Here is a 23,140-nt window from a genome sequence, read left to right as displayed (position 1 = left end):
GTTCTCGTTAGAGGAGTCGTTGTTCCCGGTCAGTGGAGGCGCATTATAGGGAGTTCTCAGAAGGCCGCAACCCCTAAATGCAAAAAACTTTTCAAGCGCTCAAATAACCACCAACAAAGCCATTTTAGGATATTTATTAGACGAAATTACGGGATTTTAGCGCCATTGCCAGGGCAAACAGCCTAAACCCGACGAAAGCCGATAAAAAAGGGAGCGGTCGCCCGCTCCCTTTCATCGTAATCACTATATAGATAATAGACAGCCGTTACTGTTTGGCGACGATATGCTCGTCTTCTACATCCAGCGTCACCGGTATACCCGGGATCAGCTTGCCGGAAAGGATTTGCTGCGCCAGCGGGTTCTCGATCTCCTGCTGAATAGCTCGTTTCAGTGGACGAGCCCCATACACAGGATCGAAACCGGTTTTGCCCAACAGCTCCAACGCCGGTTCGGTCATAGTCACTTCGTAACCACGCTCTTCCAAACGTTTGTACAGACGTGCCAACTGAATCTTGGCGATCTCGGCGATATGTTTCTGACCGAGCGGGTGGAACACTACCACCTCATCTATACGGTTGATGAATTCCGGGCGGAAGTGGTGCGTTACCATTTCCATTACCGATTCTTTCATCTGCGTATAGTTCATCTGACCAAAGTGTTCCTGGATCAGATCAGACCCCAGGTTGGAAGTCATGATCACCACCGTATTGCGGAAATCGACGGTACGGCCCTGGCCATCGGTCAGACGGCCATCATCCAATACCTGCAGCAGGATGTTGAACACATCCGGGTGCGCTTTCTCCACTTCATCCAGCAGGATCACTGAATAAGGTCTGCGACGCACTGCCTCGGTCAGATAACCGCCCTCTTCATAACCGACATAACCTGGAGGCGCACCCACCAGCCGCGATACCGAATGTTTCTCCATAAACTCGGACATGTCGATACGCACCATAGCGTCGTCGCTGTCGAACAGGAACGAAGCCAGTGCTTTACACAGTTCGGTTTTACCTACCCCGGTCGGACCGAGGAACAGGAACGAACCAATAGGTCGGTTCGGATCTGACAGCCCGGCACGGCTACGACGGATCGCGTTGGATACCGCGCTCACCGCTTCGTTCTGGCCAATGACCCGCGAATGCAGCTCTTGTTCCAGACGTAACAGCTTATCCCGTTCGCCTTCAAGCATTCTGGCGACAGGAATACCGGTAGCGCGCGCCAGCACTTCAGCGATTTCTGCGTCGGTCACCCGGTTACGCAGCAGTTTCATGGTCTTGCCTTCGGCCAGCGTGGCAGCGGCAAGCTGTTTTTCCAGCTCTGGGATCTTGCCGTACTGCAGCTCCGACATCCGCCCCAGGTCGCCAACGCGACGCGCCTGCTCCAGGCTGATTTTGGCCTGCTCAAGATCCGCTTTAATATTTTGCGTGCCGGAGAGCGAAGCTTTTTCCGCTTTCCACTCTTCTTCCAGCTCTGAATACTCGCGTTCTTTCTGCTCCAGCTCACCGCTCAGCATTTCCAGGCGTTTCTTGCTGGCGTCGTCCGACTCTTTACTCAACGCCTGCTGCTCCAGCTTGAGCTGAATAATCCGGCGCTCAAGGCGATCGAGCGATTCCGGTTTGGAGTCCATCTGCATGCGGATGCTGGACGCCGCCTCATCAATCAGGTCAATGGCCTTATCCGGCAGTTGACGATCGGAAATATAGCGGTGCGACAGCGTCGCCGCCGCAACGATTGCCGGGTCGGTGATCTGCACGTGGTGATGCAGTTCATAACGTTCTTTCAAACCGCGCAAGATAGCGATGGTGTCTTCAACACTGGGTTCGGCGACAAACACTTTCTGGAAACGACGTTCAAGCGCCGCGTCCTTCTCTATATATTGACGATATTCGTCGAGAGTTGTCGCGCCGACACAGTGAAGCTCCCCGCGTGCCAACGCAGGTTTCAACATATTGCCCGCATCCATCGCGCCATCGGCTTTACCTGCACCAACCATAGTGTGCAGCTCATCTATAAACAGGATGACGCTGCCTTCCTGTTTAGACAGATCGCTCAAAACGGCTTTCAGACGCTCTTCAAATTCGCCGCGATATTTAGCACCGGCGATCAACGCCCCCATATCGAGGGACAACACGCGTTTATGCTTCAAACCTTCCGGCACTTCGCCATTGATGATGCGCTGAGCCAGGCCTTCGACGATGGCGGTTTTACCCACGCCAGGTTCGCCGATCAACACCGGGTTGTTTTTGGTACGACGTTGCAGCACCTGAATGGTACGGCGTATCTCTTCGTCACGGCCGATAACCGGGTCCAGTTTGCCCTGCTCAGCACGCTCGGTCAGATCGATAGTGTATTTCTTCAACGCCTGACGTTGGTCTTCAGCACCTTGATCTTCCACGCTATCACCGCCTCGCATTTGCTCAATGGCCTTACTGATTTTATCGGTCGTTGCACCGGCTGCTTTCAACAGATCGGTCAAGTTACCGCGATCTTCAAGCACCGCCAGAACAAAGAGTTCGGATGAGATAAATTTGTCCGCCCGCTTTTGTGCCAGCTTGTCGCACAAATTCAGGACACGCACCAGCTCATGCGACGGTTGAACGTCACCACCGGTACCTTCAACTTGAGGCAGACGAGACAAGGCCTGTTCGATCTCGGTGCGCACGCGCCCAGCATCGATACCGGCAGAAGTTAATAATGGGCGAACCGTGCCCCCATCCTGATTGAGCAGAGCGCTCATCAGATGTAACGGTTCAATAAATTGGTTGTCGCGCCCAAGGGCTAGAGATTGGGCATCGGCGAGGGCAAGCTGGAATTTGTTAGTAAGACGATCCAGACGCATAACACCTCCAAGATTGGTCGAAATTGCTACTGGAGATTAAATGAGGTCATCCCTCAAATTTTCAAGGTTATTTCGACTGTATATTTTCGGTACTACATCATGCGCCGTTGGACCGTCCTAATTCAATAGGTTATATCAGCCAGATTAAACTTGCCAGACGTCCGGTTATTCCGTCGCGTCGATAGGAGAAAAAATGACTGATTTCGCTCACCGTACAACGGTCTCCGCCATAGATAGCATGAACCCCTGCGCGTTGTAGACGCTGACGAGCCAGTAAATAGATATCTGCGAGGTATTTATCGCCGCGAGGGGCAAAAGCCAGCTCAGCGCCGGGATCAACAGCAATAAATGCCGCGCGGACCTCCGGCCCTACCTCAAACTGCTGCGGGCCGATCGCCGGGCCGAGCCAAACGCTGATGCCTGCAGGCTGAGCGGAAAACGCCGCTAAAGTCTGCTCCAGCACGCCGTTACACAATCCACGCCAACCGGCATGAGCTGCAGCGACTTCATCACCAGACTGCGAGCAGAATAAAACCGGCAAGCAGTCTGCTGTCATCACTGCGCACACCTGCCCTGGCACATTGCTGTAAACCGCGTCCGCTTGCAAATCGACAGGCGTTTGCCCATCCAGTCGCACCACGCGTGTGCCATGCACTTGCTCCAGCCAGACTGGCATCTGCGGCAGATTCGCCGCCGCGACCAGACGTTGACGGTTATCCGCCACCGCCTGAACCTCGTCACCCACGTGAGTGCCGAGATTGAGCGAACCGTACGGCGGCCGACTCACGCCACCGTTACGGGTGCTGCTGCAGGCTTTTACCCCTGCAGGCAGTGGCCAATCGGGCAAGATAAGCGAATCCATTACCAGTTCATCTGATCTTTGAATTCTTCGGTATCGAGCTTCAGTGCGTTAATCAGATCGACCATATCCTGCGGCAGCGGCGCATGCCACTCCATCTGGATACCGCTGATTGGATGATATAAACGCAGCATGGTGGCGTGCAGTGCCTGGCGATCGAAACCGCGCAGTGTGGCAATGAATGCCTCCGAAGCCCCTTTTGGCGGACGTGGACGACCACCGTACAGCTGATCGCCCACCAGCGGGTGGTTAATGTGCGACATATGCACACGGATCTGGTGGGTACGGCCGGTTTCCAGACGCAGGCGCAGGCGAGTGTGCGCGCGGAAGTGTTCCATAATGCGGTAATGCGTCACCGCCGGTTTACCCATCGGGTGGACCGCCATGTGGGTACGTTTGGTTGAATGGCGCGAAATCGGCTCTTCGACGGTACCCCCGGCGGTCATGGTACCGATGGCGACAGCTTCGTATTCACGGGTGATTTCACGTGCCTGCAACGCTTCTACCAACCGGGTCTGCGCCGGAACGGTTTTCGCCACTACCATCAGACCGGTCGTGTCCTTGTCCAAACGGTGCACGATACCGGCACGCGGTACGTCGGCGATTTCAGGATAGTAATGCAGCAACGCATTGAGCACCGTGCCGTCCGGGTTACCGGCGCCAGGATGCACAACCAGGTCGCGCGGCTTGTTGATGACCAAAATGTCGCTGTCTTCGTAGACGATATTCAGCGCAATGTCCTGCGGTTCCCAACGGGCCTCTTCTTCTATCTGTGCATCAATGGCGACCGTCTCTCCCCCCAGCACCTTCTCTTTCGGTTTGTTTATCGTTTTGCCATTGACCTGCACCCGATCGTCCAGGATCCAATCTTTTATACGAGATCGTGAATAATCAGGGAACAATTCGGCCAAAGCCTGATCTAAACGTTGTCCGAGTTGAGATTCGGCCACCGTTGCGGTGAGTTGTACTTGTTGTGCCATATGCAGCTTCTTCGTTAACGTTGGGTTTTCACGGCGATGCCGTTTAATATAATGTGCTATTGTAACTGGTCTTTGTCGGGAGCTTAACGGACAGTCTCCCGGAATAACACCCTGAGGATAATCAAAACGTCATGACGCGTATGAAATATCTGGTGGCGGCAGCCACGTTGAGCCTGGCGCTGGCAGGTTGCTCCACATCCAAGGATGCGGTTCCCGACAACCCGCCTTCGGAAATCTATGCTACTGCCCAGCAAAAACTGCAGGACGGTAACTTTAAGGGCGCGATTACGCAACTCGAAGCGTTAGATAACCGCTATCCTTTCGGACCCTACTCTCAGCAGGTACAGTTGGACCTGATTTATGCCTACTATAAATCTGCCGATTTACCTATGGCTCAGGCATCTATCGATCGTTTCATGCGTCTGAACCCAACGCACCCAAACATCGACTACGTGATGTATATGCGTGGCCTGACCGATATGGCGTTGGATGACAGTGCACTGCAAGGCTTCTTCGGGGTCGATCGTTCAGACCGCGATCCACAGCATGCTCGCGCTGCATTTCGCGATTTCAGCCAGCTGATTCAGCAGTACCCGAACAGCCAGTATGTAACCGATGCCAACAAGCGTCTGGTGTATCTGAAAGACCGCCTGGCCAAGTATGAGCTTTCGGTGGTGGAATACTACACTAAACGCGGTGCCTACGTCGCGGTCGTTAATCGTGCTGAACAGATGCTGCGTGAATTCCCTGATACTCAAGCGACGCGCGACGCGCTGCCGCTGATGGAAAATGCGTACAAGCAGTTGCAACTGAACGGCCAGGCCGACAAAGTGGCCAAAGTGATTAGCGCCAACCCGGCATAGTCTGATGGGTAACGGCAGGAAAACAAAACGGCAGCTTCGGCTGCCGTTTTTATTTGCTGTAAATTCACCCAGATCCGGATAAATACACAAGCAAAAACACGATGTTAGCAAGACTGCAACACCGCTTATCCTTTCAATAATGCGCGTTCCGCTTCCAAGACTCAAGCGTTAGATGACCATTTCAGATGCTGAATCACAGATTGAACTAACTTTGCAAAAAGTGACAAAAAAACGTGATTTTCATCACGCATTTCAGCAAAAAGCGGGGTATGCTGGACTCATCCAAGACGGAAAGACAGAGAGGTAAGTTATATGACATTGAACATTACCAGCAAACAAATGGATATCACTCCCGCAATCCGCAGTCACGTCGAAGACCGTCTCACCAAACTGGAAAAATGGCAGGCCCAACTGATTAACCCGCATATCGTCTTATCCAAAGAACCGAAAGGGTTTGTTGCCGACGCCACCATTACCACACCTAACGGCCCGCTGGTCGCCAGCGCAAAACATGAAGACATGTACACCGCCGTTAACGAACTGATCGCCAAGCTGGAGCGTCAGTTGAACAAGGTGCAGCACAAAGGCGAAGCACGCCGTGCCGCCGCCAGCGTGAAGGACATCGTTCCGGAAGTGGAGCCGGAACAGGAATAACCGTTTAGCGGCTGTTTCACATCAAACGCGCCTGAGGGCGCGTTTTTTGTCTGGTTTTTTTATTGACGAGATAAAAACCTGCGGTTACTTTAAAACCTGTCTCACACACTTTGGATAGTACATGGTCCGTAAACCGTTTTTCTTCGCATTCTTTTTTACCTTCCCCTGATTGGGAGGCGTTTCGTCGTGTGATAAAGAATGCGAAGACGAACAGCAAAGCCTCCTGAAATCAGGGGGCTTTTTTTATGGCTATTTTACGACGTATAAAAATATAAGGCAGAAGCTGATTATGACCGACAACCCGTTACTCGTGCTGCGCCAACGCATCAGCGCACTGGATCTGAAACTGCTGTCCTTGCTGGCAGAACGCCGTGAGCTGGCGGTAGAAGTAGGTAAAACCAAGTTGCATTCTCATCGGCCAATCCGTGATAAAGAGCGTGAACGCGACCTGCTGGACGCCCTGATCGCCGCAGCCAAGCCGTACGATCTGGACGGATTTTACGTCACCCGTCTGTTTCAACTGATTATCGAAGACTCCGTCCTGACTCAGCAGGCGCTGCTGCAGCACCAGCTCAACCAAATCAGCCAGCATTCCGCCCGTATTGCGTTCCTTGGCCCGAAAGGCTCTTACTCACACCTGGCGGCCCGCCAATACGCTGCTCGCCATTTCGATCAGTTGATCGAGTGCGGTTGCCAGAAATTCCAGGATATCTTCACCCAGGTTGAAACCGGCCAGGCGGATTACGCCATCCTGCCGATCGAAAACACCAGCTCCGGCTCGATTAATGACGTTTACGACCTGCTGCAACACACCAGTTTGTCGATCGTCGGCGAACTGACTAACCCTATCGATCACTGTGTGCTGATCGCCAGTGATACCGACCTTGATCAGATCGAAACCGTATATAGCCACCCGCAACCTTTCCAACAGTGCAGCCAGTTTATTAATCGCTACCCGCACTGGAAAATCGAATACTGTGAAAGCACCGCTGCGGCAATGGAAAAAGTGGCAAAGTTGAACTCGCCAAAAGCGGCGGCGCTGGGCAGTGAAGCCGGCGGCGCGCTCTATGGCCTGCAGGTACTGGAACATAACCTGGCCAATCAGCAGCAGAACATTACCCGCTTTATCGTATTGGCGCGCAAGGCTATCGAAGTTTCCGAGCAGGTGCCCGCTAAGACCACGCTGATTATGGCCACCGGCCAGCAGTCGGGTGCCTTGGTGGAAGCGCTGCTGGTACTGCGCGACAACGGCATCATCATGACCAAGCTGGAATCGCGCCCGATTAACGGCAACCCGTGGGAAGAGATGTTTTATATCGATGTGCAGGCTAACCTGCGTTCTGAGGCGATGCAGAAGGCATTGAGAGATCTGACGCCTATCACCCGCTCGCTGAAGGTGCTGGGGTGTTACCCGAGCGACACCGTGGTGCCAGTCAACCCGTCCTGAATACCATTAAAAAAGGGTTCGGCATAACCGAACCCTTATCATTATTGGCGACTGTCATTCGCCTGACGTAGCAGCGAACGGCTTTCCACCAGGAAACGTTGCGCATAGTCGCCAAACCAATGTTCGACCTTCTGAAAGCTTTGGATAAACGCCTGTTTATCGCCCTGCTCCAACAGTTTTATTGCCTCACCAAACCGCTGATAGTAACGCTTGATCAGCGCAATGTTCTCTTCGGAAGACATAATGATATCCGCGTACAGCTGCGGGTCTTGAGCAAACAGCCGCCCGACCATCGCCAACTCCAGCCGATAGATCGGTGAAGAAAGGGCCAGCAACTGCTCCAACTGCACGTTTTCTTCCGCCAGATGCAAACCATAAGCAAAGGTCGCGAAGTGACGCAGCGCCTGAATAAACGCCATGTTCTGATCGTGCTCAACCGCGCTGATACGGTGCAAACGCGCTCCCCATACCTGCAGCTGTTCGAGCAACCATTGGTAGGCTTGCGGTTCGCGGCCATCGCAATAGACCACCACCTGCTTGGCTACGCTGCCTACGTCTGGGCCAAACATAGGATGCAGCCCCACTACGGGGCCATGGTGCGCCGCCAGCATGGCATTCAACGGGCGATTTTTTACCGAGGCCAGATCAACCAGAATACAGTCTGCAGGCAATGGCGGTAACCGCTCAATCACCTGTTCGGTGACGTGAATAGGGACGCTGACAATCACCATTCCGGCATCGGCAAGCAGCGTATCAGCCTGATTCCAGTCTTCCTGGTCCAACACTTTGACCTGGTAACCGGACAGCGTCAGCAAGCGATTAAACAACCGCCCCATTTGACCGTTGCCGCCGATAATGACGATCGGGCGCAGTTGCGGATGTAGCGTTTTAAAGCCTTTGTCGTTCTCGCTGACGTAAGACTCGCGCATCACCCTGCGCAGCACGTCCTCAATCAAATCGGGCGGCACACCCAGGTTTTCCGCTTCTTGACGCCGTGAGGCCAGCATCGCCGCCTCACGCTCAGGAACATACACCGGTAAGCCGTGGTGGCTTTTAACCTCTCCCACTTCCGCCACCAACTGCAGGCGTTTAGCCAGCAGCTCCAGCAGCGCCTTATCCACTTCGTCGATTTGATCGCGCAACGCGGTCAGTTCAGCCACCATAACTTACTACTCTCCAGTGCGTGCCGTCAGCGCGGCGCCGAGTTCCTGGTGCATATGGCGCAGCAGCGTCTCTGTACTTTCCCAGTTAATACAGGCGTCGGTAACAGAAACCCCATAGCGCATATCTGCACGCGGTTGCTCAGAAGACTGGCTGCCTTCGTGCAAGTGGCTTTCCAGCATGATGCCGGTGATCGAACGGTTACCCGCTTTGATCTGCTCTACCACGGACTCGGCAACCGCCGGTTGACGGCGATAGTCTTTATTCGAGTTGCCATGGCTGCAATCTATCATCAAGGACGGGTGGAGTCCCGCATCCAGCATCTGTTTTTCACAGGCCGCCACGTCCTCAGCGCTGTAGTTTGGCGTTTTACCACCGCGCAGGATCACATGGCCATCAGGGTTACCCTGCGTCTGCAGCAGGCACACTTGCCCAGCCTGATTTATACCGACAAAACGGTGTGGCATTGCTGCGGCGCGCATAGCATTGATCGCCGTGCCCAAGCTGCCGTCGGTACCGTTTTTAAAACCTACCGGCATTGACAGCCCAGAAGCCATCTCACGGTGAGTTTGTGATTCAGTCGTGCGCGCACCAATCGCTGACCAGCTGAACAAATCACCCAGGTATTGCGGACTGTTCGGATCCAACGCTTCGGTCGCCAACGGCAAGCCCATACCAACCAGATCCAGCAGCAGGCGACGCGCAATGTGCAGACCTGCTTCAACGTCAAACGAACCGTCCATGTATGGGTCGTTAATCAGACCTTTCCAGCCGACGGTGGTACGAGGTTTTTCAAAATAGACACGCATAACGATATACAGCTGATCGCTCAATTCAGCTGACAGGGTTTTCAAATGACGGGCGTAATCGAGTGCCGCATCCGGGTCGTGAATAGAACAAGGTCCGCACACCACCAGCAGGCGATGATCGCGCCCCTGCAGAATATCGGCGATGGTTTTGCGTGCCGTGGCGATTTCATTCTCGTCGCTGGCACTAAGCGGGAACTGGTTCTTCAGCTCTTCCGGAGTAATCAGAATCTGTTCTGCACTGATATGAACGTTATTGAGCGCGTCTTTTTGCATGATGCTATTCCTGTCGTTTGCCGTTATGCGTAAGCGTTGATAGAACATTGAGCGTTTCAGGTTCTTACCCTACCACGAAATGTAAAGATTTCAATCCATTTGGTGTAAATAAAAAATTACCACAAATAAAAAGCGCTAAATAAGTCATAGAAAAACCAGAACAAATAACTTAACTAAATGATTATTAATTATTTTTAAGACTCTCAGCTACACGAGACTTCCTTGCACACCAAAATGCTAAAACCCGACAAAATCGTAAACAATTCGATACACCAGAAACGCAACGACCCACATGCCTCATCCACCGAACGTTCAAAAGCCTGAGGTTTACCCTTTCCACCGCAGAGAACCTTAACGGGTAAATCAAATCACCTAAAAATTAAACAACTGAAACACAAATAACAAACAATAAACCGGCAATTTATTTTCAATTACTTCCATCTATTAATTAAAATACAAAAATATGAGTAAAACCTATTGAATAAATATTGCGGAACTTCACAGTTATCGCGCGAAAAATAAATAATTATGGTGTTATTCGTTCGCACCTCTTTAGGGTTAATCTGCGTAGACAGAGCCCGTGTCACCTGCATTGAGAATGTATGAGCGTTAGCTGCTTTTCATTTCTTGACAAGGGACTATCATGATCACTTTGCAGTTCTTAATTATTATAATCTGCTTATTAGTTGGCACTCGGTTTGGCGGTATGGGGCTGGGCCTAATAAGCGGTATTGGTTTATTCCTCTTATGTTTTATATTCGGGTTGGAACCAGGTAAACCTCCCGTTGAGGTTATGCTGACTATTCTTGCAGTAATCGGTTGTGCTTCAGTGTTGCAAACTGCCGGCGGTTTGAACGTGATGATGCAATATGCAGAGCGACTGCTGCGCCGCCACCCACAGCACATCACGCTGCTTGCCCCTTTCACCACCTGGACTCTGACGTTCCTGTGCGGCACAGGGCATGTGGTGTACACCATGTTCCCAATCATTTCCGATATCGCCATCAAAAAAGGGATCCGCCCAGAACGCCCAATGGCCGTGGCTTCCGTCGCCTCGCAAATGGCCATCACAGCTTCGCCGGTTTCCGTGGCCGTTGTGTCCCTGGTTTCAATCATTGCCGCAGGACATGGGATTGGCAAAGCTTACACGCTGGTAGAAATCCTTGCCGTCTCGATCCCGGCTTCATTAGTCGGGGTGCTAATGGCGGCCTTATGGAGCCTGCACCGCGGTAAAGATCTGGATAAGGACGCTGAATTCCAGGAAAAAATCAAAGATCCAGAACAACGGGCCTATATTTTTGGCAGCACCGAAACACTGCTCAATCAGAGATTCCCCAAGCAGGCTTACTGGTCCACAGCGATCTTCTTTGCGGCTATCGCCATCGTCGTGCTCTTGGGGGCTTTCGCTGATTTACGCCCTTCCTTTGCCAATGCCAAAGGGGTACTGAAACCGCTGTCTATGAATCTGGTGATCCAGATGATGATGCTGATCGCCGGTGCCGTTATTCTGATGGGCTGCAAAGTCAAACCCGGTGATATTGCCAATGGTGCGGTTTTCAAAGCCGGCATGGTCGCTATTTTTTCCGTATTCGGCGTGGCGTGGATGAGTGATACCTTCTTCCAGGCACATATGGGAGAGTTAAAACTCCTGCTTGAAGACGTGGTAAAAAGTCAGCCGTGGACTTACGCGATCGTTCTGTTCCTGGTTTCCAAGCTGGTCAACAGCCAGGCAGCTGCGCTCACCGCGATTGCCCCAATGGCGCTGCAGTTGGGCGTCGACCCCAAAATGCTGCTGGCTTTCTTCCCGGCCGCGTACGGTTACTTCGTCTTGCCCACTTATCCAAGCGATTTGGCCTGCATCGGTTTTGACCGCTCCGGAACAACGCGCATCGGCAAATTTATCATCAACCACAGCTTTATTATTCCTGGCCTGATCGGCGTGCTGTGTTCCTGTATCACCGGGTATCTCCTGGTCACCACCTTCCTGTAATCACTTCCCCAACGGCAACGGTATTCCCCGTTGCCGCTCACACCATTGACCACATTAATAATAATGGCAATCAGTATTTTATGCCGTTAACAGGGTTAAAAGTCAGTAGAAGAAAAGTGAATAAGTGAGGACGAAAAATTAAAAACTTAAGCTAATAGTCGCTATTTTGGTCGCAATGGCGAACCGATATAATGTGACCGAAATCACTTATAACCACTCTTAACAACTGGATCAAAAATGCTCTCTTTACGCGCTCGCCGCGCTATTCCGCTGTTCATTAGCTGCTTAACGACTTTCACCAGTGTTTCAGCCCTTGCCGACAATACGCTTTTCACCGCGATGGACGATCCGGCCACCGCCAAAAAACCGTTTGAAGGCAACGTCCAGGCCGGTTACAACTCGCAGTCAGGCAATTCACAAAGCTCTACCCTGTTGGCCAATACCAGCATGACCTGGTTCAACAGCGATGCCGCTTATAGCCTGTGGGGTGCGGCCAATAACACCACATCCTCCAACGTGCGCTCGTCAGAAAAGTATCAGGCCGGCGGCCGTACCCGTTATAACCTGTCCGATCGTAATTACCTGTTCGGTCAGGCGAGCTGGCTGAGCGATCGCTTCAACGGTTATGATTCCCGCTCGACGCTGACCGGCGGTTATGGTCGCCAAATCCTCAATGGGCCGCTTAGCGATCTGCGAGTTGAATTCGGTCCGGGCGTGCGTCACGACGAATACCATGGCGGTGGGCGTTCCACCAAAGCGCTGGCTTACGGTGCGGCCAACTATTCGTACCAGTTGACCGACAATACCAAGTTCTCTGAAGGCGTTTCCGCGCTGGCGAACGAAGAAACCACGCTGAACTCCGAAACTGCACTCAGCGTCGCCATTAACGAAAAGTTCGCGTTGCGTCTGGCTTACACCGTGACTTACAACAGCAAGCCTCCAGCCTCTGCGCCGAAGAATACCGACACCACCACTTCTATCAGCCTGGTGTACGGTTTGTAATCCTTCTTACTTCTGCACCTGTTATACGACTAAGCCCATCATTGATGGGCTTTTTTTATGCGTGAAAATCAAATTTAGACATTTTGCTAAAAACATAACGTTTACTATTGACGAGTTTAGCAAATAGCTTAATACTGTATGTATACACAGTATTAATTGAATGGGTGCAGAGCATGAGAAAACTCAATCATCGCGGCTGAAGCCGTTACTACCATCAGGAGTGTCCGTTAATAAGCTGGGGTGTAACTCCCACCTAACTAGGCAGGCTGCTGATTTTGATTGTGGCTCAATGCCCAACCCGTTTTCACTTAAAATATTGCAAGGGGGTTTTTATGATGCACTGTCCACTCTGCGGTAGCGTGGCCCATACTCGCTCCAGCCGTTATCTGAGCGAAGCGACCAAAGAGCGCTATCACCAATGCCAAAACATTAACTGCAGCTGTACCTTTGCCACGCACGAGTCTGTCGCACGCGTGATTGTAAAGCCTGGCGATATCGTTCCTGCACAGCCGCATCCGGAAAAAAGCAAACAGCGCACCGCGGCGCTGTAATGCAAAGAGCCTGCAAACGCAGGCTTTTTTATGCCTGTAAAAACGGGCGTCCTGGGAGCATTTTCGCATCTTGCAGATGCAATCCCCGATCTGCAGGCATAAAAAAAGGGATTGGCACAGTGCCAACCCCTTCATAGCTATTAACTTTTGGATGCAGCGTTAGCCGACGCGGTTCAGACGCTCTTTGATACGAGCAGACTTACCAGTACGCTCACGCAGATAGTACAGTTTGGCTTTACGAACGGCACCACGACGTTTAACAGTAATGCTGTCGATTACTGGGGAGTGAGTCTGGAATACACGCTCAACACCTTCGCCGTTGGAAATCTTACGAACAGTGAATGCAGAGTGCAGACCGCGGTTACGGATAGCGATAACCACGCCCTCGAATGCCTGCAGACGTTTTTTGCTACCTTCAACGACCCATACCTTAACTTCCACGGAATCACCCGGACGGAATGCAGGTACGTCTTGCTTCATCTGCTCTTGTTCAATTTGCTTAATAATGTTGCTCATAATATGTCTCTTACCCTAGGTAAACTGATATATCGGTCCCGTCGAGCCAGTTGCTCAGACGTTCCCTTCATAGTCCTGTTGCTTGGCCTGATGTTCCCGTTGGAACTCAGCCAGCAACACCGCTTGCTCGTCAGTCAGAGCTAGGCTTTCTAGAAGTTCAGGTCTTCTAAGCCAGGTACGGCCCAGCGACTGCTTTAAGCGCCAGCGACGTATCTCGGCATGGTTGCCCGACAGTAAGACTGGCGGAACCTCCATCCCTTCCAACACCTCAGGACGGGTATAGTGCGGGCAGTCCAGCAATCCATCGACAAAAGAATCCTCTTCTGCTGAGGCCTGATGGCCCAGCACACCCGGTATAAAACGGGCGACTGAATCAATCAGGGTCATTGCCGGCAGTTCCCCGCCGCTGAGTACGTAATCACCGATTGACCATTCTTCATCAATTTCGGTTTGGATTACGCGCTCGTCCACCCCTTCATAACGACCGCACACCAGAATCATCTTCTGATTGGTCGCCAGTTCGCATACGCCGGTTTGATCCAGCTTACGCCCCTGAGGTGACAGATAAATCACCTTTGCTCCCTCGCCTGCCGCTGCTTTTGCTGCATGAATGGCTTCCCGCAAGGGTTGCACCATCATCAACATTCCCGGGCCGCCGCCATAAGGGCGATCGTCCACGGTACGATGCCGGTCGTAGGTGAAGTCACGCGGACTCCAACACTGCACGCTCAGCAGGCCATTTTTTACTGCCCGGCCAGTCACCCCGTAATCGGTGATTGCGCGGAACATCTCAGGAAACAGGCTTACAATACCAATGAACACAAGCCAATCCCCATACTGTCATTCCACTTGTTTCGACCGTTTGATTCGGAGGTCAAAAACCAGGATCCCAATCTGCTTCAATCACGCGAGCAGTGAGATCGACTTTCTTGATAACCTGCCCATGAAGAAACGGGACCAACCGCTCCTTCATGCCGAACGCATCTTTCAGGTTAGCTTTCACTACCATCACGTCGTTTGAACCGGTTTCCATCATATCGACGACTTTACCCAGTTCGTAACCTGTGGTCGTGACTACCTGGCAGCCCATAAGGTCTTTCCAGTAGTAATCATCACCCACCAACGGAGGAAGTTGTTCCGAATCCACCTGAATTTCGCAATTGGTCAGTAGATTCGCAGCATCCCGATCATCAACGCCTTTGACTTTGATGATCAGATCCTGACTGTGGCGCTTCCAGTCTTCCAACTCGACAAGCTGCCATTGACCCGCCCGCTGGATAAACCACGGCTGATAGTCAAAAATGCTTTCGGCGTTCTCGGTGGATGAAAATACTCTGAGCCAACCACGAATGCCGTAAGTAGACCCCATTTTACCGAGTACAATCGGCTGCTTAGGTGCTACCGGTTTGAGTTGCTTGCTCATTGCCACCACCGCGACAGATTAAGCTGCTTTCTTAGCGTCTTTGATCAGCGCGTGAACGCGATCAGAAACGGTTGCACCCAGACCGACCCAATGTTCGATGCGGTCCAGGTCCAGACGCAGTGCTTCAGCCTGACCAGATGCGATCGGGTTGAAGAAGCCTACGCGCTCGATGAAACGACCATCACGAGCATTGCGGCTGTCGGTCACTACTACTTGATAGAACGGACGCTTTTTAGCGCCGCCACGTGCCAAACGAATTGTTACCATAACATCCTCTTTAGTTAATAAAACAGCCGGGCCCCATTGAGGGAACGGGGCCCGGTTGCAATATAAAAAGCCCGAAAATTTTACTCATTTTGGCGCAAAAAGCAATCTAAAGCGTAGATCAGCGTCAACTACTTTTTGCAGCCGGTAATATTCCGGGCGGTTTTTGCCGCGAACGGCAAATGCTTAAACACGCTCACCCCAAGGGGCACGCGCCTGTCAGCGGCCTGGGAAGCCCGGCGGCATCATACCTTTCATGCCGCGCATCATCTTCGCCATTCCGCCTTTCTTCATCTTTTTCATCATGCGCTGCATTTCGTCGAACTGCTTCAACAAGCGGTTAACGTCCTGCACCTGCATACCGGAACCCATCGCAATGCGGCGCTTACGCGAGCCTTTGATGATTTCCGGTTTGGCGCGCTCTTTCAGCGTCATCGAGTTGATGATTGCTTCCATTCGCACCAGAACCTTGTCGTCCATTTGCGATTTCACATTGTCCGGCAGTTGGCCGGCACCAGGCAGTTTGCTCAGCATGCTGGCCATACCGCCCATGTTACGCATCTGCTTCAGCTGTTCCAGGAAGTCGGTCAGATCGAAACCGTCACCTTTCTTCAGCTTGTTAGCCAGTTTTTCCGCCTGCTCGCGGTCAACTTTGCTTTCGATATCTTCGATCAGCGACAGCACATCGCCCATGCCCAGAATGCGTGATGCCACGCGGTCCGGATGGAAGGGCTCCAGCGCTTCGGTCTTCTCGCCCACGCCGAGGAACTTGATCGGCTTGCCCGTGATGTGACGGATAGACAACGCGGCACCGCCACGCGCATCACCGTCGACCTTGGTCAGTACCACACCGGTCAGCGGTAATGCTTCATTAAAGGCCTTGGCCGTGTTGGCAGCATCCTGGCCGGTCATGGCGTCGACCACAAACAGGGTTTCCACCGGCTTGATCGCCGCGTGCACCTGCTTGATTTCGTCCATCATCGCTTCGTCAACGTGCAAACGGCCGGCGGTATCGACGATCAGTACGTCGTAGAACTTCAGCTTGGCCTGTTGCAGCGCACGGTTAACGATGTCGATCGGTTTTTCTTTGACATCAGACGGGAAGAAGTCGATGCCGACGCTTTCCGCCAGGGTTTCCAGCTGTTTGATCGCCGCTGGGCGATAAACGTCGGCGGAAACCACCAGGACTTTTTTCTTCTGTTTTTCTTTCAGGAATTTACCAAGCTTGGCGACGCTGGTAGTTTTACCGGCGCCCTGCAGGCCCGCCATCAGCACCACTGCCGGCGGTTGCGCCGCCAGGTTCAGCTCGGTGTTCACTTCGCCCATCGCGGCAATCAGCTCGCTCTTGACGATCTTGACGAACTCTTGCCCCGGCGTCAGGCTTTTGTTGACTTCATGACCTACCGCGCTCTCTTTCACGCGGTTGATAAAGTCCCGCACGACCGGTAGCGCAACGTCCGCTTCCAGCAATGCCATGCGCACTTCACGCAGGGTTTCCTTGATATTTTCTTCGGTCAGCCGCCCACGGCCGCTGATATTGCGCAGGGTGCGCGACAAACGATCGGTTAAATTTTCAAACATCGTCTCATGCTCAACGTGTAATAACAGGCCGCTCTGGCGACATAATTGCGGCGATTATAACACGAAGCGTAGAGGATCTCTGCCTCAGCGTTGGAGATCGGTTGGAGTGGGACGCGCTCGACGCTATACTGACAATCCAATTCACCACGTCGAAGCAAAATTAAACGCTATGCCAGTTTTCTCCATTGTGGCTTTGATCGCCTACCTGCTCAGCCTTGGACTGATTATTCCCAGCTTGTTGCGGAAGAACAGCGCATACCGTCGGCTTGCTCTCGTCTCGGCGGTGGTGGCGCTAATTTGCCACGCCATCGCACTTCAGCAGCGTATCTTTGACGTCAGCGCCGGGCAAAATCTCAGCTTGCTGAACATAGGTTCGATAGTCAGCCTGATCATTTGCTCAGTCATGACCTTCGTGGCTTCGCGCGATCGCGGCTGGTTCCTGCTGCCTATCGTCTACAGCTTCGCGATGATCAACCTGGCATTCGCCAGCTTTATGCCGGGTGAATTTATTACGCATCTGGAAGCCAGCCCGGAACTGATGGTGCATATCGGCCTGGCGCTGTTCTCCTACGCTACGCTGATCATTGCCGCGCTGTATGCGCTGCAACTGGCCTGGCTGGATTACCTGCTGAAAAACAAAAAGCTGTCTTTCAGCGCCGATATGCCGCCGTTGATGAGCATCGAACGCAAGATGTTCCACATCACCCAGATAGGCGTCGTGTTGCTCACGCTCACGTTGTGCACCGGGCTGCTTTATATGGATAACCTGTTCAGCAAAGAGAACGTGCACAAAGCCGTGCTGTCTATCATGGCGTGGTTTGTGTATATCGTCTTGCTGTGGGGCCATTATCACGAAGGCTGGCGCGGTCGCCGCGTCGTTTGGTTCAGCTTTGCCGGTGCCTTCCTACTCACGCTGGCCTACTTTGGCAGCCGTCTGATTCAGCAAGTGATGGTTCGCTAAGCTCTCAGGCACTCTTTCTCCATACATAAGGAATACCGCGTTGGAGCACGTTTCGACAGGGACCCTGATCATTATCCTGGTGGTCATGATTGTGGTTTCCGCTTACTTCTCAGCATCCGAAACCGGCATGATGACGCTGAACCGCTATCGTCTGCGTCATCTCTCCAAACAGGGCAACCGTTCCGCCCGCCGGGTCGAAAAGCTGCTGCAAAAACCGGATCGCCTCATAGGCCTGGTGCTGATTGGCAATAACCTGGTCAACATTCTGGCTTCGGCGCTGGCCACCATTGTCGGCATGCGCCTGTATGGCGATTTAGGCGTTGCAATCGCAACCGGCGTACTGACCTTCGCCGTGCTGCTGTTCGCCGAAGTGCTACCAAAAACCTTTGCCGCCCTGTATCCGGAACGCATCGCATTCCCCAGCAGCTTCTTGCTGGCACCGCTGCAAAAAGTGATGTTCCCACTGGTGTGGCTGCTCAATGGCATCACCACGCTGATTTTACGGCTGTTCGGCATTCGCACCAATGTGCGGATCAGCGACGCGGTCAGCAAAGACGAACTGCGCACCATTGTGAAGGAATCGCACTCGCAGATTTCTCGTCGGAATCAGGACATGCTGATCTCGGTGTTGGATCTGGAGAAGGTGACGGTCGATGACATTATGGTGCCACGCAATGAGATTGTCGGCATCGATGTCAACGACGACTGGAAGTCGATCATGCGTCAGCTTACTCACTCCCCGCACGGCCGCATCGTGCTTTACCGCACCTCGCTGGATGATGCCATCGGCATGCTGCGGGTACGTGAAGCCTACCGCCTGATGACCGAGAAGAAAGAGTTCAACAAAGAGAACCTGCTGCGCGCCGCCGACGAAATTTACTATGTGCCCGAAGGCACACCGCTGAACGTCCAGTTGGTGAAGTTCCAGCGCAACAAAGAGAAAGTCGGCATCGTGGTCGATGAATACGGCGACATTCAGGGGCTGGTGACGGTCGAGGATATCCTGGAGGAGATCGTCGGCGATTTCACCACGTCCATGTCGCCAACGCTGGCAGAAGAGGTTAATCCGCAAAGTGACGGCTCCGTGCTGATAGACGGTACTGCCAACGTGCGCGAGTTAAACAAGGCATTCAACTGGACGTTGCCGGCCACCGATGCGCGTACCATCAACGGCATGCTTTTGGAAGAACTGGAAGAGATCCCGGAGGTCGGCACCCGTGTTCGCATCGGCCATTACGACATCAGTATCCTCGACGTGCAGGACAATATGATCAAACAAGTGCGGGTCACGCCGATCAAGTCGCTGCAGTCCAGCGTTCAGCAACGCTGACCAGCCGCCAGAAAGGAAAAAAGACGCGAATATCGCGTCTTTTTTTATCGCTGTAGCCCGATGGCGAACTAGATGTGCAGTTCCTGCAGCTTCTCTTTCGGCAGCGCCAGCTCTTCGTTGTGGTTCACTACAACATCATGGTCAAGAATGTGCTTCGCGATTTCCTGCGCCTCTTCCAGCGAGTGCATATGGTAAGTCCCGCACTGGAATTCGTTCAACTCAGGAATTTTACGCTGGTCAGTCACTTTCAGCACGTCGGCCATCGCCGCTTTCCACGCATCGGCAACACGCTGCTCTTCCGGCACGCCAATCAGGCTCATGTAGAAACCGGTGCGGCACCCCATTGGGGAGATATCGATAATCTCGACGCCCTGACCATTCAGGTGGTCACGCATAAAGCCTGCAAACAGGTGTTCCAGCGTATGAATGCCGCGCTCTGGCATCACTTCCAGGTTCGGCCGGCAGAAGCGCAGATCGAACACGGTGATGGTATCGCCATGAGGAGTTTTCATGGTTTTCGCGACGCGGACAGCCGGGGCTGCCATGCGGGTATGGTCTACGGTGAAGCTATCCAGCAGTGGCATTTCGTTACCTCCTCGTAAAAGAGTATTTATTTCGAAACTTTTTTATCTAACCAGGAAACCTTTTCCAACCCAGCGAGTCTGAGTATGTGAAAGACGCGCATTTGTTATCATCATCCCTGTCATCAGAGATGCATATTTGGCCACATTGATGTGGCCTTTTCTTTTTTAGCCCCCGCCGTGTTGCTTCAGGAACTCTTCAAAGCTTAGCGTATCACTGGCTTCTATGTTGCGTTGACGCTGCCACGAGGCTTTCTGCTCTTGTGCCAACTCAGCCTCCGTCAAAATCTCTAGCGGCTCTTCCGTCAGCATCTGACGATACTGCTCGGCCAGCTGCAGGCCCACACGCCCCGTCCCCTCTTCCTTCATCGCCTTCAGGATACGAGCGGAAAACGTCAAATCAGGATCGTCAAACGCCGCGACCAATTCGTCACACACCTGCTGATACTGGCGATCGCCGGCTTCGCTATCCAACACTTCAGCCACGCGACGCAGATCGTCAAACAGTGCTTTACCTACTTTTGCCAGCGGTTCACGGCTGTCATCACACCCGATGCCAATGGTTTGGCCCGGCTTACGCCCTTCCAGGATCACCCGATTCCAGTTCTTGCGCGTACACAGCAATTCATCGCTGCTCATCTCCGGCGCATCGGCCAGCACGCACCACACCAGGAACAGGTCCAGGAAACGCGCCTGAACCGCATCCACGCCGATAGGCGAGAATGGGTTGATGTCCAGCGAGCGAACTTCAATGTATTCGATACCGCCGCGCAAAAGCGCATCTGACGGCGTCTCGCCACTTTTGGTCACACGCTTCGGCCGGATTGGCGCATAGAGTTCGTTTTCGATCTGAAGCACGTTACTGTTCAGTTGCAGATAACGATCGCCATCCTTCACGCCCAGTTTGGCAAACTCTTCGGAAGGCGTGGCAATTGCTCGCTTCAGGCCTTCGACATAGCTTTGCAGATCGTTGAAGGTGATACCCAAATTGCTCTGAGATTTATTGGTGTAGCCCAGGTCACTCAACCGCAGCGAGGTGGCATACGGCAGATAACACATGCCCTGCTCGGTTCGCTCAAACGGCAACGAGGTTTCACGCCCTTTCAGGAACGAGGAACAGATTGCCGGCGATGCACCGAACAGATACGGGATCACCCAGCCAAAACGGTAATAGTTACGGATCAGGCGGAAATAGCCCGCAGAAATCTGCTCTTTACCGCTTTCGGCATCTTTGACGCCAGCCCATGCCTGCCAAAACTCCAGCGGCAATGAGAAATTGTAGTGCACGCCAGAAATGGTCTGCATCAGCGCACCGTAGCGGTTCTTCAACCCTTCACGGTACAGCGTTTTCATGCGGCCAATGTTCGACGAACCGAACTGTGCCAGCTCAATGTCCTGCTCGGCTTCAATAAAGCACGGCATGCTGAGTGGCCACATACGCTCATCACCCAGATTGCGCGCTACGTAACGGTGAATATCACGCAAGAACGTCAGCATGTGATCGAGGTTATCGTCAACCGGCGTAATAAACTCTAACAGCGCCTCAGCAAAGTCTGTGGTTATCCAGTGGTGCGTTAATGCCGCCCCCAGTTTCTCCGGATGTCCGGTTGTTGCCAGCGTTCCGTTTTCGGTGACACGCAGCGTTTCACGCTCAATGCCACGACGGATGCCTTTTAATGCATGGGGATGGGCTTCCAACCAAGAAAGCGCCTGGGATACGTCCGGGATCAAATTGACCTCCCGCTTCTAAAAACAATAACTCGTAAGCATACTGAATCTGCACCCGAGAGAATATTGAGTTATATTCACGTCGTTAATGCCACCAGGCCATTCCCTGTAACGTTATCATAGTCAAAATGATGTAACGCAGCGCCTTTCCGATACACAGAAACAGCGCGACAGGGCCCCAGGGCATGCGCAGCCAGCCTGCCAACACGCACAACAAATCGCCCACTACCGGTACCCAGCTGAGCAACAGCGCAGCCGGGCCAAAGCGTTGCATCCACCCGAGCGCTGTATCCAGCCCTCGCTGCGGTTTCAATGCCGGTAACAGACGCCCAATAATGACATTGGTCAGCCCGCCAAGGGTATTTCCCAACGTCGCGGCCAACACCAGCAACTCTGGTGAGACACGGCTGTTGGTCAGCAAGGCAACCAAAACAATTTCTGAATTTCCCGGCAGCAACGTCGCACTGAGAAAGCTGCTACCGAATAACGACATGACGGCCAGCGTACTACTCACAGCGTACGGACGTCTACCACGGCCATATTAGCGCTTTTCGCTGCCTGAATACCGAAGTCTGCGTCTTCAAACACCACGCATTTCTCCGGCGGCACACCTATCAGTTCGGCGCAGCGCAGGAAGGTATCCGGTTCCGGCTTGTGGCGTTGCACGTCATCGGCACCCACAATCGCATCGAAGCAGTGGAACAGGCCCAGATGGCGTAGCAGGGTTTCTGCCATGCGGTGCTCACTGCCGGTGCCCACCGCCATTGGACGACGACCATGATAAGCTTTGACCACCTCGATTAACGGCAATGGGCGCACGCTGTCCAACAACATCGCTTCGACCGCGCGGGTTTTCTCTGCAGCCAACTGATGGGGATCGAGATCGGCTTGATGACTGGCAAGGATCGCCTGGGCAATGCGCCAGGTCGGAGAACCGCTCAATGCCACCATCGCCGCCTCATCAAACGTCATACCGTAACGGGACAGTACCTCGTGCCACGCCTTGCGATGCGTCGGCTCGGTATCGAGAATAGTGCCGTCCATGTCGAAAATAAGACCCTGATAGCGGTCGTACATCGTTACTCCATGATCGTTGAGGAAAGAAAACTACTTTAGCGTAAAGCCGGAAGGTTGTCGCTGATCGCGTAATAGCGGAATGTGCTGTGCGTGAGAGTGAAGGGCCGGGGGTTCAATAATCTATGTTCGGGGCCAGAAAGCGAAAAACCCGCCGAAGCGGGTTTTTCTTTAGATGGTGCATCCAGGAGGATTCGAACCTCCGACCGCTCGGTTCGTAGCCGAGTACTCTATCCAGCTGAGCTATGGATGCA

General features: G+C 53.0%; 23 protein-coding genes, 1 tRNA gene and 1 other annotated feature. Of the genes, 9 read left to right on the top strand and 15 right to left on the bottom strand.

The window, feature by feature from the left end; translation table 11 throughout:
• Positions 1 to 265 precede the first annotated feature (265 nt).
• From clpB to rluD, 3 genes are all read right to left on the bottom strand, one after another.
• Positions 266 to 2,839, bottom strand: a complete 2,574-nt coding sequence (gene clpB, locus AC1RKC_RS18630; RefSeq protein WP_020825302.1) for an ATP-dependent chaperone ClpB — start codon at positions 2,837 to 2,839, stop codon at positions 266 to 268.
• Positions 2,840 to 2,969: 130 nt separating this feature from the next.
• On the bottom strand, positions 2,970 to 3,701 hold the full coding sequence (gene yfiH, locus AC1RKC_RS18625; RefSeq protein WP_174573759.1) for a purine nucleoside phosphorylase YfiH: 732 nt from the start codon (positions 3,699 to 3,701) through the stop codon (positions 2,970 to 2,972).
• Positions 3,701 to 4,678, bottom strand: a complete 978-nt coding sequence (rluD, locus tag AC1RKC_RS18620) for a 23S rRNA pseudouridine(1911/1915/1917) synthase RluD (protein ID WP_020825300.1) — start codon at positions 4,676 to 4,678, stop codon at positions 3,701 to 3,703. The genes yfiH and rluD overlap by 1 nt, the downstream gene beginning before the upstream one ends.
• A gap of 131 nt (positions 4,679 to 4,809) precedes the next feature.
• Between rluD and bamD the strand changes: the two genes are divergently transcribed.
• From bamD to pheA, 4 genes are all read left to right on the top strand, one after another.
• A complete protein-coding gene (gene bamD / locus AC1RKC_RS18615) occupies positions 4,810 to 5,541 on the top strand; it encodes an outer membrane protein assembly factor BamD (protein ID WP_020825299.1) in 732 nt (243 codons plus the stop codon).
• Between the two features lie 312 nt (positions 5,542 to 5,853).
• Positions 5,854 to 6,195, top strand: coding sequence for a ribosome-associated translation inhibitor RaiA (raiA, locus tag AC1RKC_RS18610; protein WP_020825298.1), 342 nt, complete (start codon positions 5,854 to 5,856; stop codon positions 6,193 to 6,195).
• Positions 6,196 to 6,315: 120 nt separating this feature from the next.
• Positions 6,316 to 6,442: a sequence feature (Phe leader region), on the top strand.
• Positions 6,317 to 6,364: a pheA operon leader peptide PheL gene (pheL, locus tag AC1RKC_RS18605; protein ID WP_187962929.1), complete on the top strand. Its 48-nt coding sequence runs from the start codon at positions 6,317 to 6,319 to the stop codon at positions 6,362 to 6,364. It overlaps the preceding feature by 48 nt.
• 42 nt (positions 6,443 to 6,484) lie before the next feature.
• Positions 6,485 to 7,642, top strand: a complete 1,158-nt coding sequence (pheA, locus tag AC1RKC_RS18600; protein WP_020825297.1) for a bifunctional chorismate mutase/prephenate dehydratase — start codon at positions 6,485 to 6,487, stop codon at positions 7,640 to 7,642.
• A 41-nt stretch (positions 7,643 to 7,683) separates the two neighbouring features.
• On the opposite strand, the gene tyrA is transcribed toward pheA, so the two are convergent.
• Together tyrA and AC1RKC_RS18590 are read right to left on the bottom strand one after the other, a co-directional pair.
• Entirely contained in the window at positions 7,684 to 8,805 is a 1,122-nt protein-coding gene (gene tyrA / locus AC1RKC_RS18595; RefSeq protein ID WP_020825296.1) for a bifunctional chorismate mutase/prephenate dehydrogenase, read from the bottom strand.
• Between the two features lie 6 nt (positions 8,806 to 8,811).
• Positions 8,812 to 9,885: a 3-deoxy-7-phosphoheptulonate synthase gene (locus tag AC1RKC_RS18590; RefSeq protein ID WP_020825295.1), complete on the bottom strand. Its 1,074-nt coding sequence runs from the start codon at positions 9,883 to 9,885 to the stop codon at positions 8,812 to 8,814.
• 643 nt (positions 9,886 to 10,528) lie between these two features.
• On the opposite strand from AC1RKC_RS18590, the gene AC1RKC_RS18585 reads away from it, so the two are divergent.
• The 3 genes from AC1RKC_RS18585 to AC1RKC_RS18575 all read left to right on the top strand — a co-directional run bounded on the left by AC1RKC_RS18585 (position 10,529) and on the right by AC1RKC_RS18575 (position 13,428).
• Positions 10,529 to 11,875 (top strand): anaerobic C4-dicarboxylate transporter, encoded by a 1,347-nt coding sequence (locus AC1RKC_RS18585; RefSeq protein WP_046374471.1) that lies wholly within the window; start codon positions 10,529 to 10,531, stop codon positions 11,873 to 11,875.
• Positions 11,876 to 12,112: 237 nt separating this feature from the next.
• Positions 12,113 to 12,877 (top strand): DUF481 domain-containing protein, encoded by a 765-nt coding sequence (locus tag AC1RKC_RS18580; RefSeq protein WP_020825294.1) that lies wholly within the window; start codon positions 12,113 to 12,115, stop codon positions 12,875 to 12,877.
• A gap of 332 nt (positions 12,878 to 13,209) precedes the next feature.
• Positions 13,210 to 13,428 (top strand): DNA-binding transcriptional regulator, encoded by a 219-nt coding sequence (locus AC1RKC_RS18575; protein WP_128861533.1) that lies wholly within the window; start codon positions 13,210 to 13,212, stop codon positions 13,426 to 13,428.
• A 159-nt stretch (positions 13,429 to 13,587) separates the two neighbouring features.
• On the opposite strand, the gene rplS is transcribed toward AC1RKC_RS18575, so the two are convergent.
• From rplS to ffh, 5 genes are all read right to left on the bottom strand, one after another.
• Positions 13,588 to 13,944, bottom strand: coding sequence for a 50S ribosomal protein L19 (gene rplS / locus AC1RKC_RS18570; RefSeq protein WP_004950372.1), 357 nt, complete (start codon positions 13,942 to 13,944; stop codon positions 13,588 to 13,590).
• A 54-nt stretch (positions 13,945 to 13,998) separates the two neighbouring features.
• The gene (gene trmD, locus AC1RKC_RS18565; RefSeq protein ID WP_020825292.1) at positions 13,999 to 14,766 is read right to left on the bottom strand and encodes a tRNA (guanosine(37)-N1)-methyltransferase TrmD; all 768 of its coding nucleotides are present in this window, start codon (positions 14,764 to 14,766) and stop codon (positions 13,999 to 14,001) included.
• A 52-nt stretch (positions 14,767 to 14,818) separates the two neighbouring features.
• On the bottom strand, positions 14,819 to 15,367 hold the full coding sequence (gene rimM / locus AC1RKC_RS18560) for a ribosome maturation factor RimM (RefSeq protein ID WP_020825291.1): 549 nt from the start codon (positions 15,365 to 15,367) through the stop codon (positions 14,819 to 14,821).
• Between the two features lie 18 nt (positions 15,368 to 15,385).
• Complete coding sequence (rpsP, locus tag AC1RKC_RS18555) at positions 15,386 to 15,634, bottom strand: 30S ribosomal protein S16 (protein ID WP_004932501.1); 249 nt, start codon at positions 15,632 to 15,634, stop codon at positions 15,386 to 15,388.
• 216 nt (positions 15,635 to 15,850) lie between these two features.
• Positions 15,851 to 17,212 carry a signal recognition particle protein gene (gene ffh, locus AC1RKC_RS18550; RefSeq protein ID WP_020825290.1) on the bottom strand — a complete coding sequence of 454 codons (1,362 nt, stop codon included), beginning with the start codon at positions 17,210 to 17,212 and terminating at the stop codon, positions 15,851 to 15,853.
• Positions 17,213 to 17,381: 169 nt separating this feature from the next.
• On the opposite strand from ffh, the gene AC1RKC_RS18545 reads away from it, so the two are divergent.
• Positions 17,382 to 18,173: a cytochrome C assembly family protein gene (locus AC1RKC_RS18545; RefSeq protein WP_020825289.1), complete on the top strand. Its 792-nt coding sequence runs from the start codon at positions 17,382 to 17,384 to the stop codon at positions 18,171 to 18,173.
• 40 nt (positions 18,174 to 18,213) lie between these two features.
• Positions 18,214 to 19,503: an HlyC/CorC family transporter gene (locus tag AC1RKC_RS18540; RefSeq protein WP_046374472.1), complete on the top strand. Its 1,290-nt coding sequence runs from the start codon at positions 18,214 to 18,216 to the stop codon at positions 19,501 to 19,503.
• A gap of 68 nt (positions 19,504 to 19,571) precedes the next feature.
• On the opposite strand, the gene luxS is transcribed toward AC1RKC_RS18540, so the two are convergent.
• The 5 genes from luxS to AC1RKC_RS18515 all read right to left on the bottom strand — a co-directional run bounded on the left by luxS (position 19,572) and on the right by AC1RKC_RS18515 (position 23,139).
• Positions 19,572 to 20,087 carry an S-ribosylhomocysteine lyase gene (gene luxS, locus AC1RKC_RS18535; RefSeq protein ID WP_020825287.1) on the bottom strand — a complete coding sequence of 172 codons (516 nt, stop codon included), beginning with the start codon at positions 20,085 to 20,087 and terminating at the stop codon, positions 19,572 to 19,574.
• A 165-nt stretch (positions 20,088 to 20,252) separates the two neighbouring features.
• Positions 20,253 to 21,815: a glutamate--cysteine ligase gene (gene gshA, locus AC1RKC_RS18530; RefSeq protein ID WP_041414227.1), complete on the bottom strand. Its 1,563-nt coding sequence runs from the start codon at positions 21,813 to 21,815 to the stop codon at positions 20,253 to 20,255.
• A gap of 82 nt (positions 21,816 to 21,897) precedes the next feature.
• Entirely contained in the window at positions 21,898 to 22,326 is a 429-nt protein-coding gene (locus AC1RKC_RS18525) for a YqaA family protein (RefSeq protein ID WP_041414225.1), read from the bottom strand.
• Positions 22,323 to 22,889, bottom strand: coding sequence for a fructose-1-phosphate/6-phosphogluconate phosphatase (yqaB, locus tag AC1RKC_RS18520; protein WP_020825284.1), 567 nt, complete (start codon positions 22,887 to 22,889; stop codon positions 22,323 to 22,325). The genes AC1RKC_RS18525 and yqaB overlap by 4 nt, the downstream gene beginning before the upstream one ends.
• 173 nt (positions 22,890 to 23,062) lie before the next feature.
• Positions 23,063 to 23,139: transfer RNA gene (locus AC1RKC_RS18515), tRNA-Arg, on the bottom strand.
• Position 23,140 lies beyond the last annotated feature (1 nt).

The sequence above is a fragment of the Serratia sp. GW822-FHT06E05 genome, assembly GCF_058799445.1.
Note: the sequence above shows the minus strand (reverse complement) of the source record. Positions and strands in the feature narration are given on the sequence as shown.

Bases quoted from the DNA above. Each gene is read 5' to 3' on its own strand.
- clpB (WP_020825302.1), bottom strand. From the start codon at position 2,839: ATGCGTCTGGATCGTCTTACTAACAAATTCCAGCTTGCCCTCGCCGAT.
- yfiH (WP_174573759.1), bottom strand. From the start codon at position 3,701: ATGGATTCGCTTATCTTGCCCGATTGGCCACTGCCTGCAGGGGTAAAA.
- rluD (WP_020825300.1), bottom strand. From the start codon at position 4,678: ATGGCACAACAAGTACAACTCACCGCAACGGTGGCCGAATCTCAACTC.
- bamD (WP_020825299.1), top strand. From the start codon at position 4,810: ATGACGCGTATGAAATATCTGGTGGCGGCAGCCACGTTGAGCCTGGCG.
- raiA (WP_020825298.1), top strand. From the start codon at position 5,854: ATGACATTGAACATTACCAGCAAACAAATGGATATCACTCCCGCAATC.
- pheA (WP_020825297.1), top strand. From the start codon at position 6,485: ATGACCGACAACCCGTTACTCGTGCTGCGCCAACGCATCAGCGCACTG.
- tyrA (WP_020825296.1), bottom strand. From the start codon at position 8,805: ATGGTGGCTGAACTGACCGCGTTGCGCGATCAAATCGACGAAGTGGAT.
- AC1RKC_RS18590 (WP_020825295.1), bottom strand. From the start codon at position 9,885: ATGCAAAAAGACGCGCTCAATAACGTTCATATCAGTGCAGAACAGATT.
- AC1RKC_RS18585 (WP_046374471.1), top strand. From the start codon at position 10,529: ATGATCACTTTGCAGTTCTTAATTATTATAATCTGCTTATTAGTTGGC.
- AC1RKC_RS18580 (WP_020825294.1), top strand. From the start codon at position 12,113: ATGCTCTCTTTACGCGCTCGCCGCGCTATTCCGCTGTTCATTAGCTGC.
- AC1RKC_RS18575 (WP_128861533.1), top strand. From the start codon at position 13,210: ATGATGCACTGTCCACTCTGCGGTAGCGTGGCCCATACTCGCTCCAGC.
- rplS (WP_004950372.1), bottom strand. From the start codon at position 13,944: ATGAGCAACATTATTAAGCAAATTGAACAAGAGCAGATGAAGCAAGAC.
- rimM (WP_020825291.1), bottom strand. From the start codon at position 15,367: ATGAGCAAGCAACTCAAACCGGTAGCACCTAAGCAGCCGATTGTACTC.
- rpsP (WP_004932501.1), bottom strand. From the start codon at position 15,634: ATGGTAACAATTCGTTTGGCACGTGGCGGCGCTAAAAAGCGTCCGTTC.
- ffh (WP_020825290.1), bottom strand. From the start codon at position 17,212: ATGTTTGAAAATTTAACCGATCGTTTGTCGCGCACCCTGCGCAATATC.
- AC1RKC_RS18545 (WP_020825289.1), top strand. From the start codon at position 17,382: ATGCCAGTTTTCTCCATTGTGGCTTTGATCGCCTACCTGCTCAGCCTT.
- luxS (WP_020825287.1), bottom strand. From the start codon at position 20,087: ATGCCACTGCTGGATAGCTTCACCGTAGACCATACCCGCATGGCAGCC.
- yqaB (WP_020825284.1), bottom strand. From the start codon at position 22,889: ATGTACGACCGCTATCAGGGTCTTATTTTCGACATGGACGGCACTATT.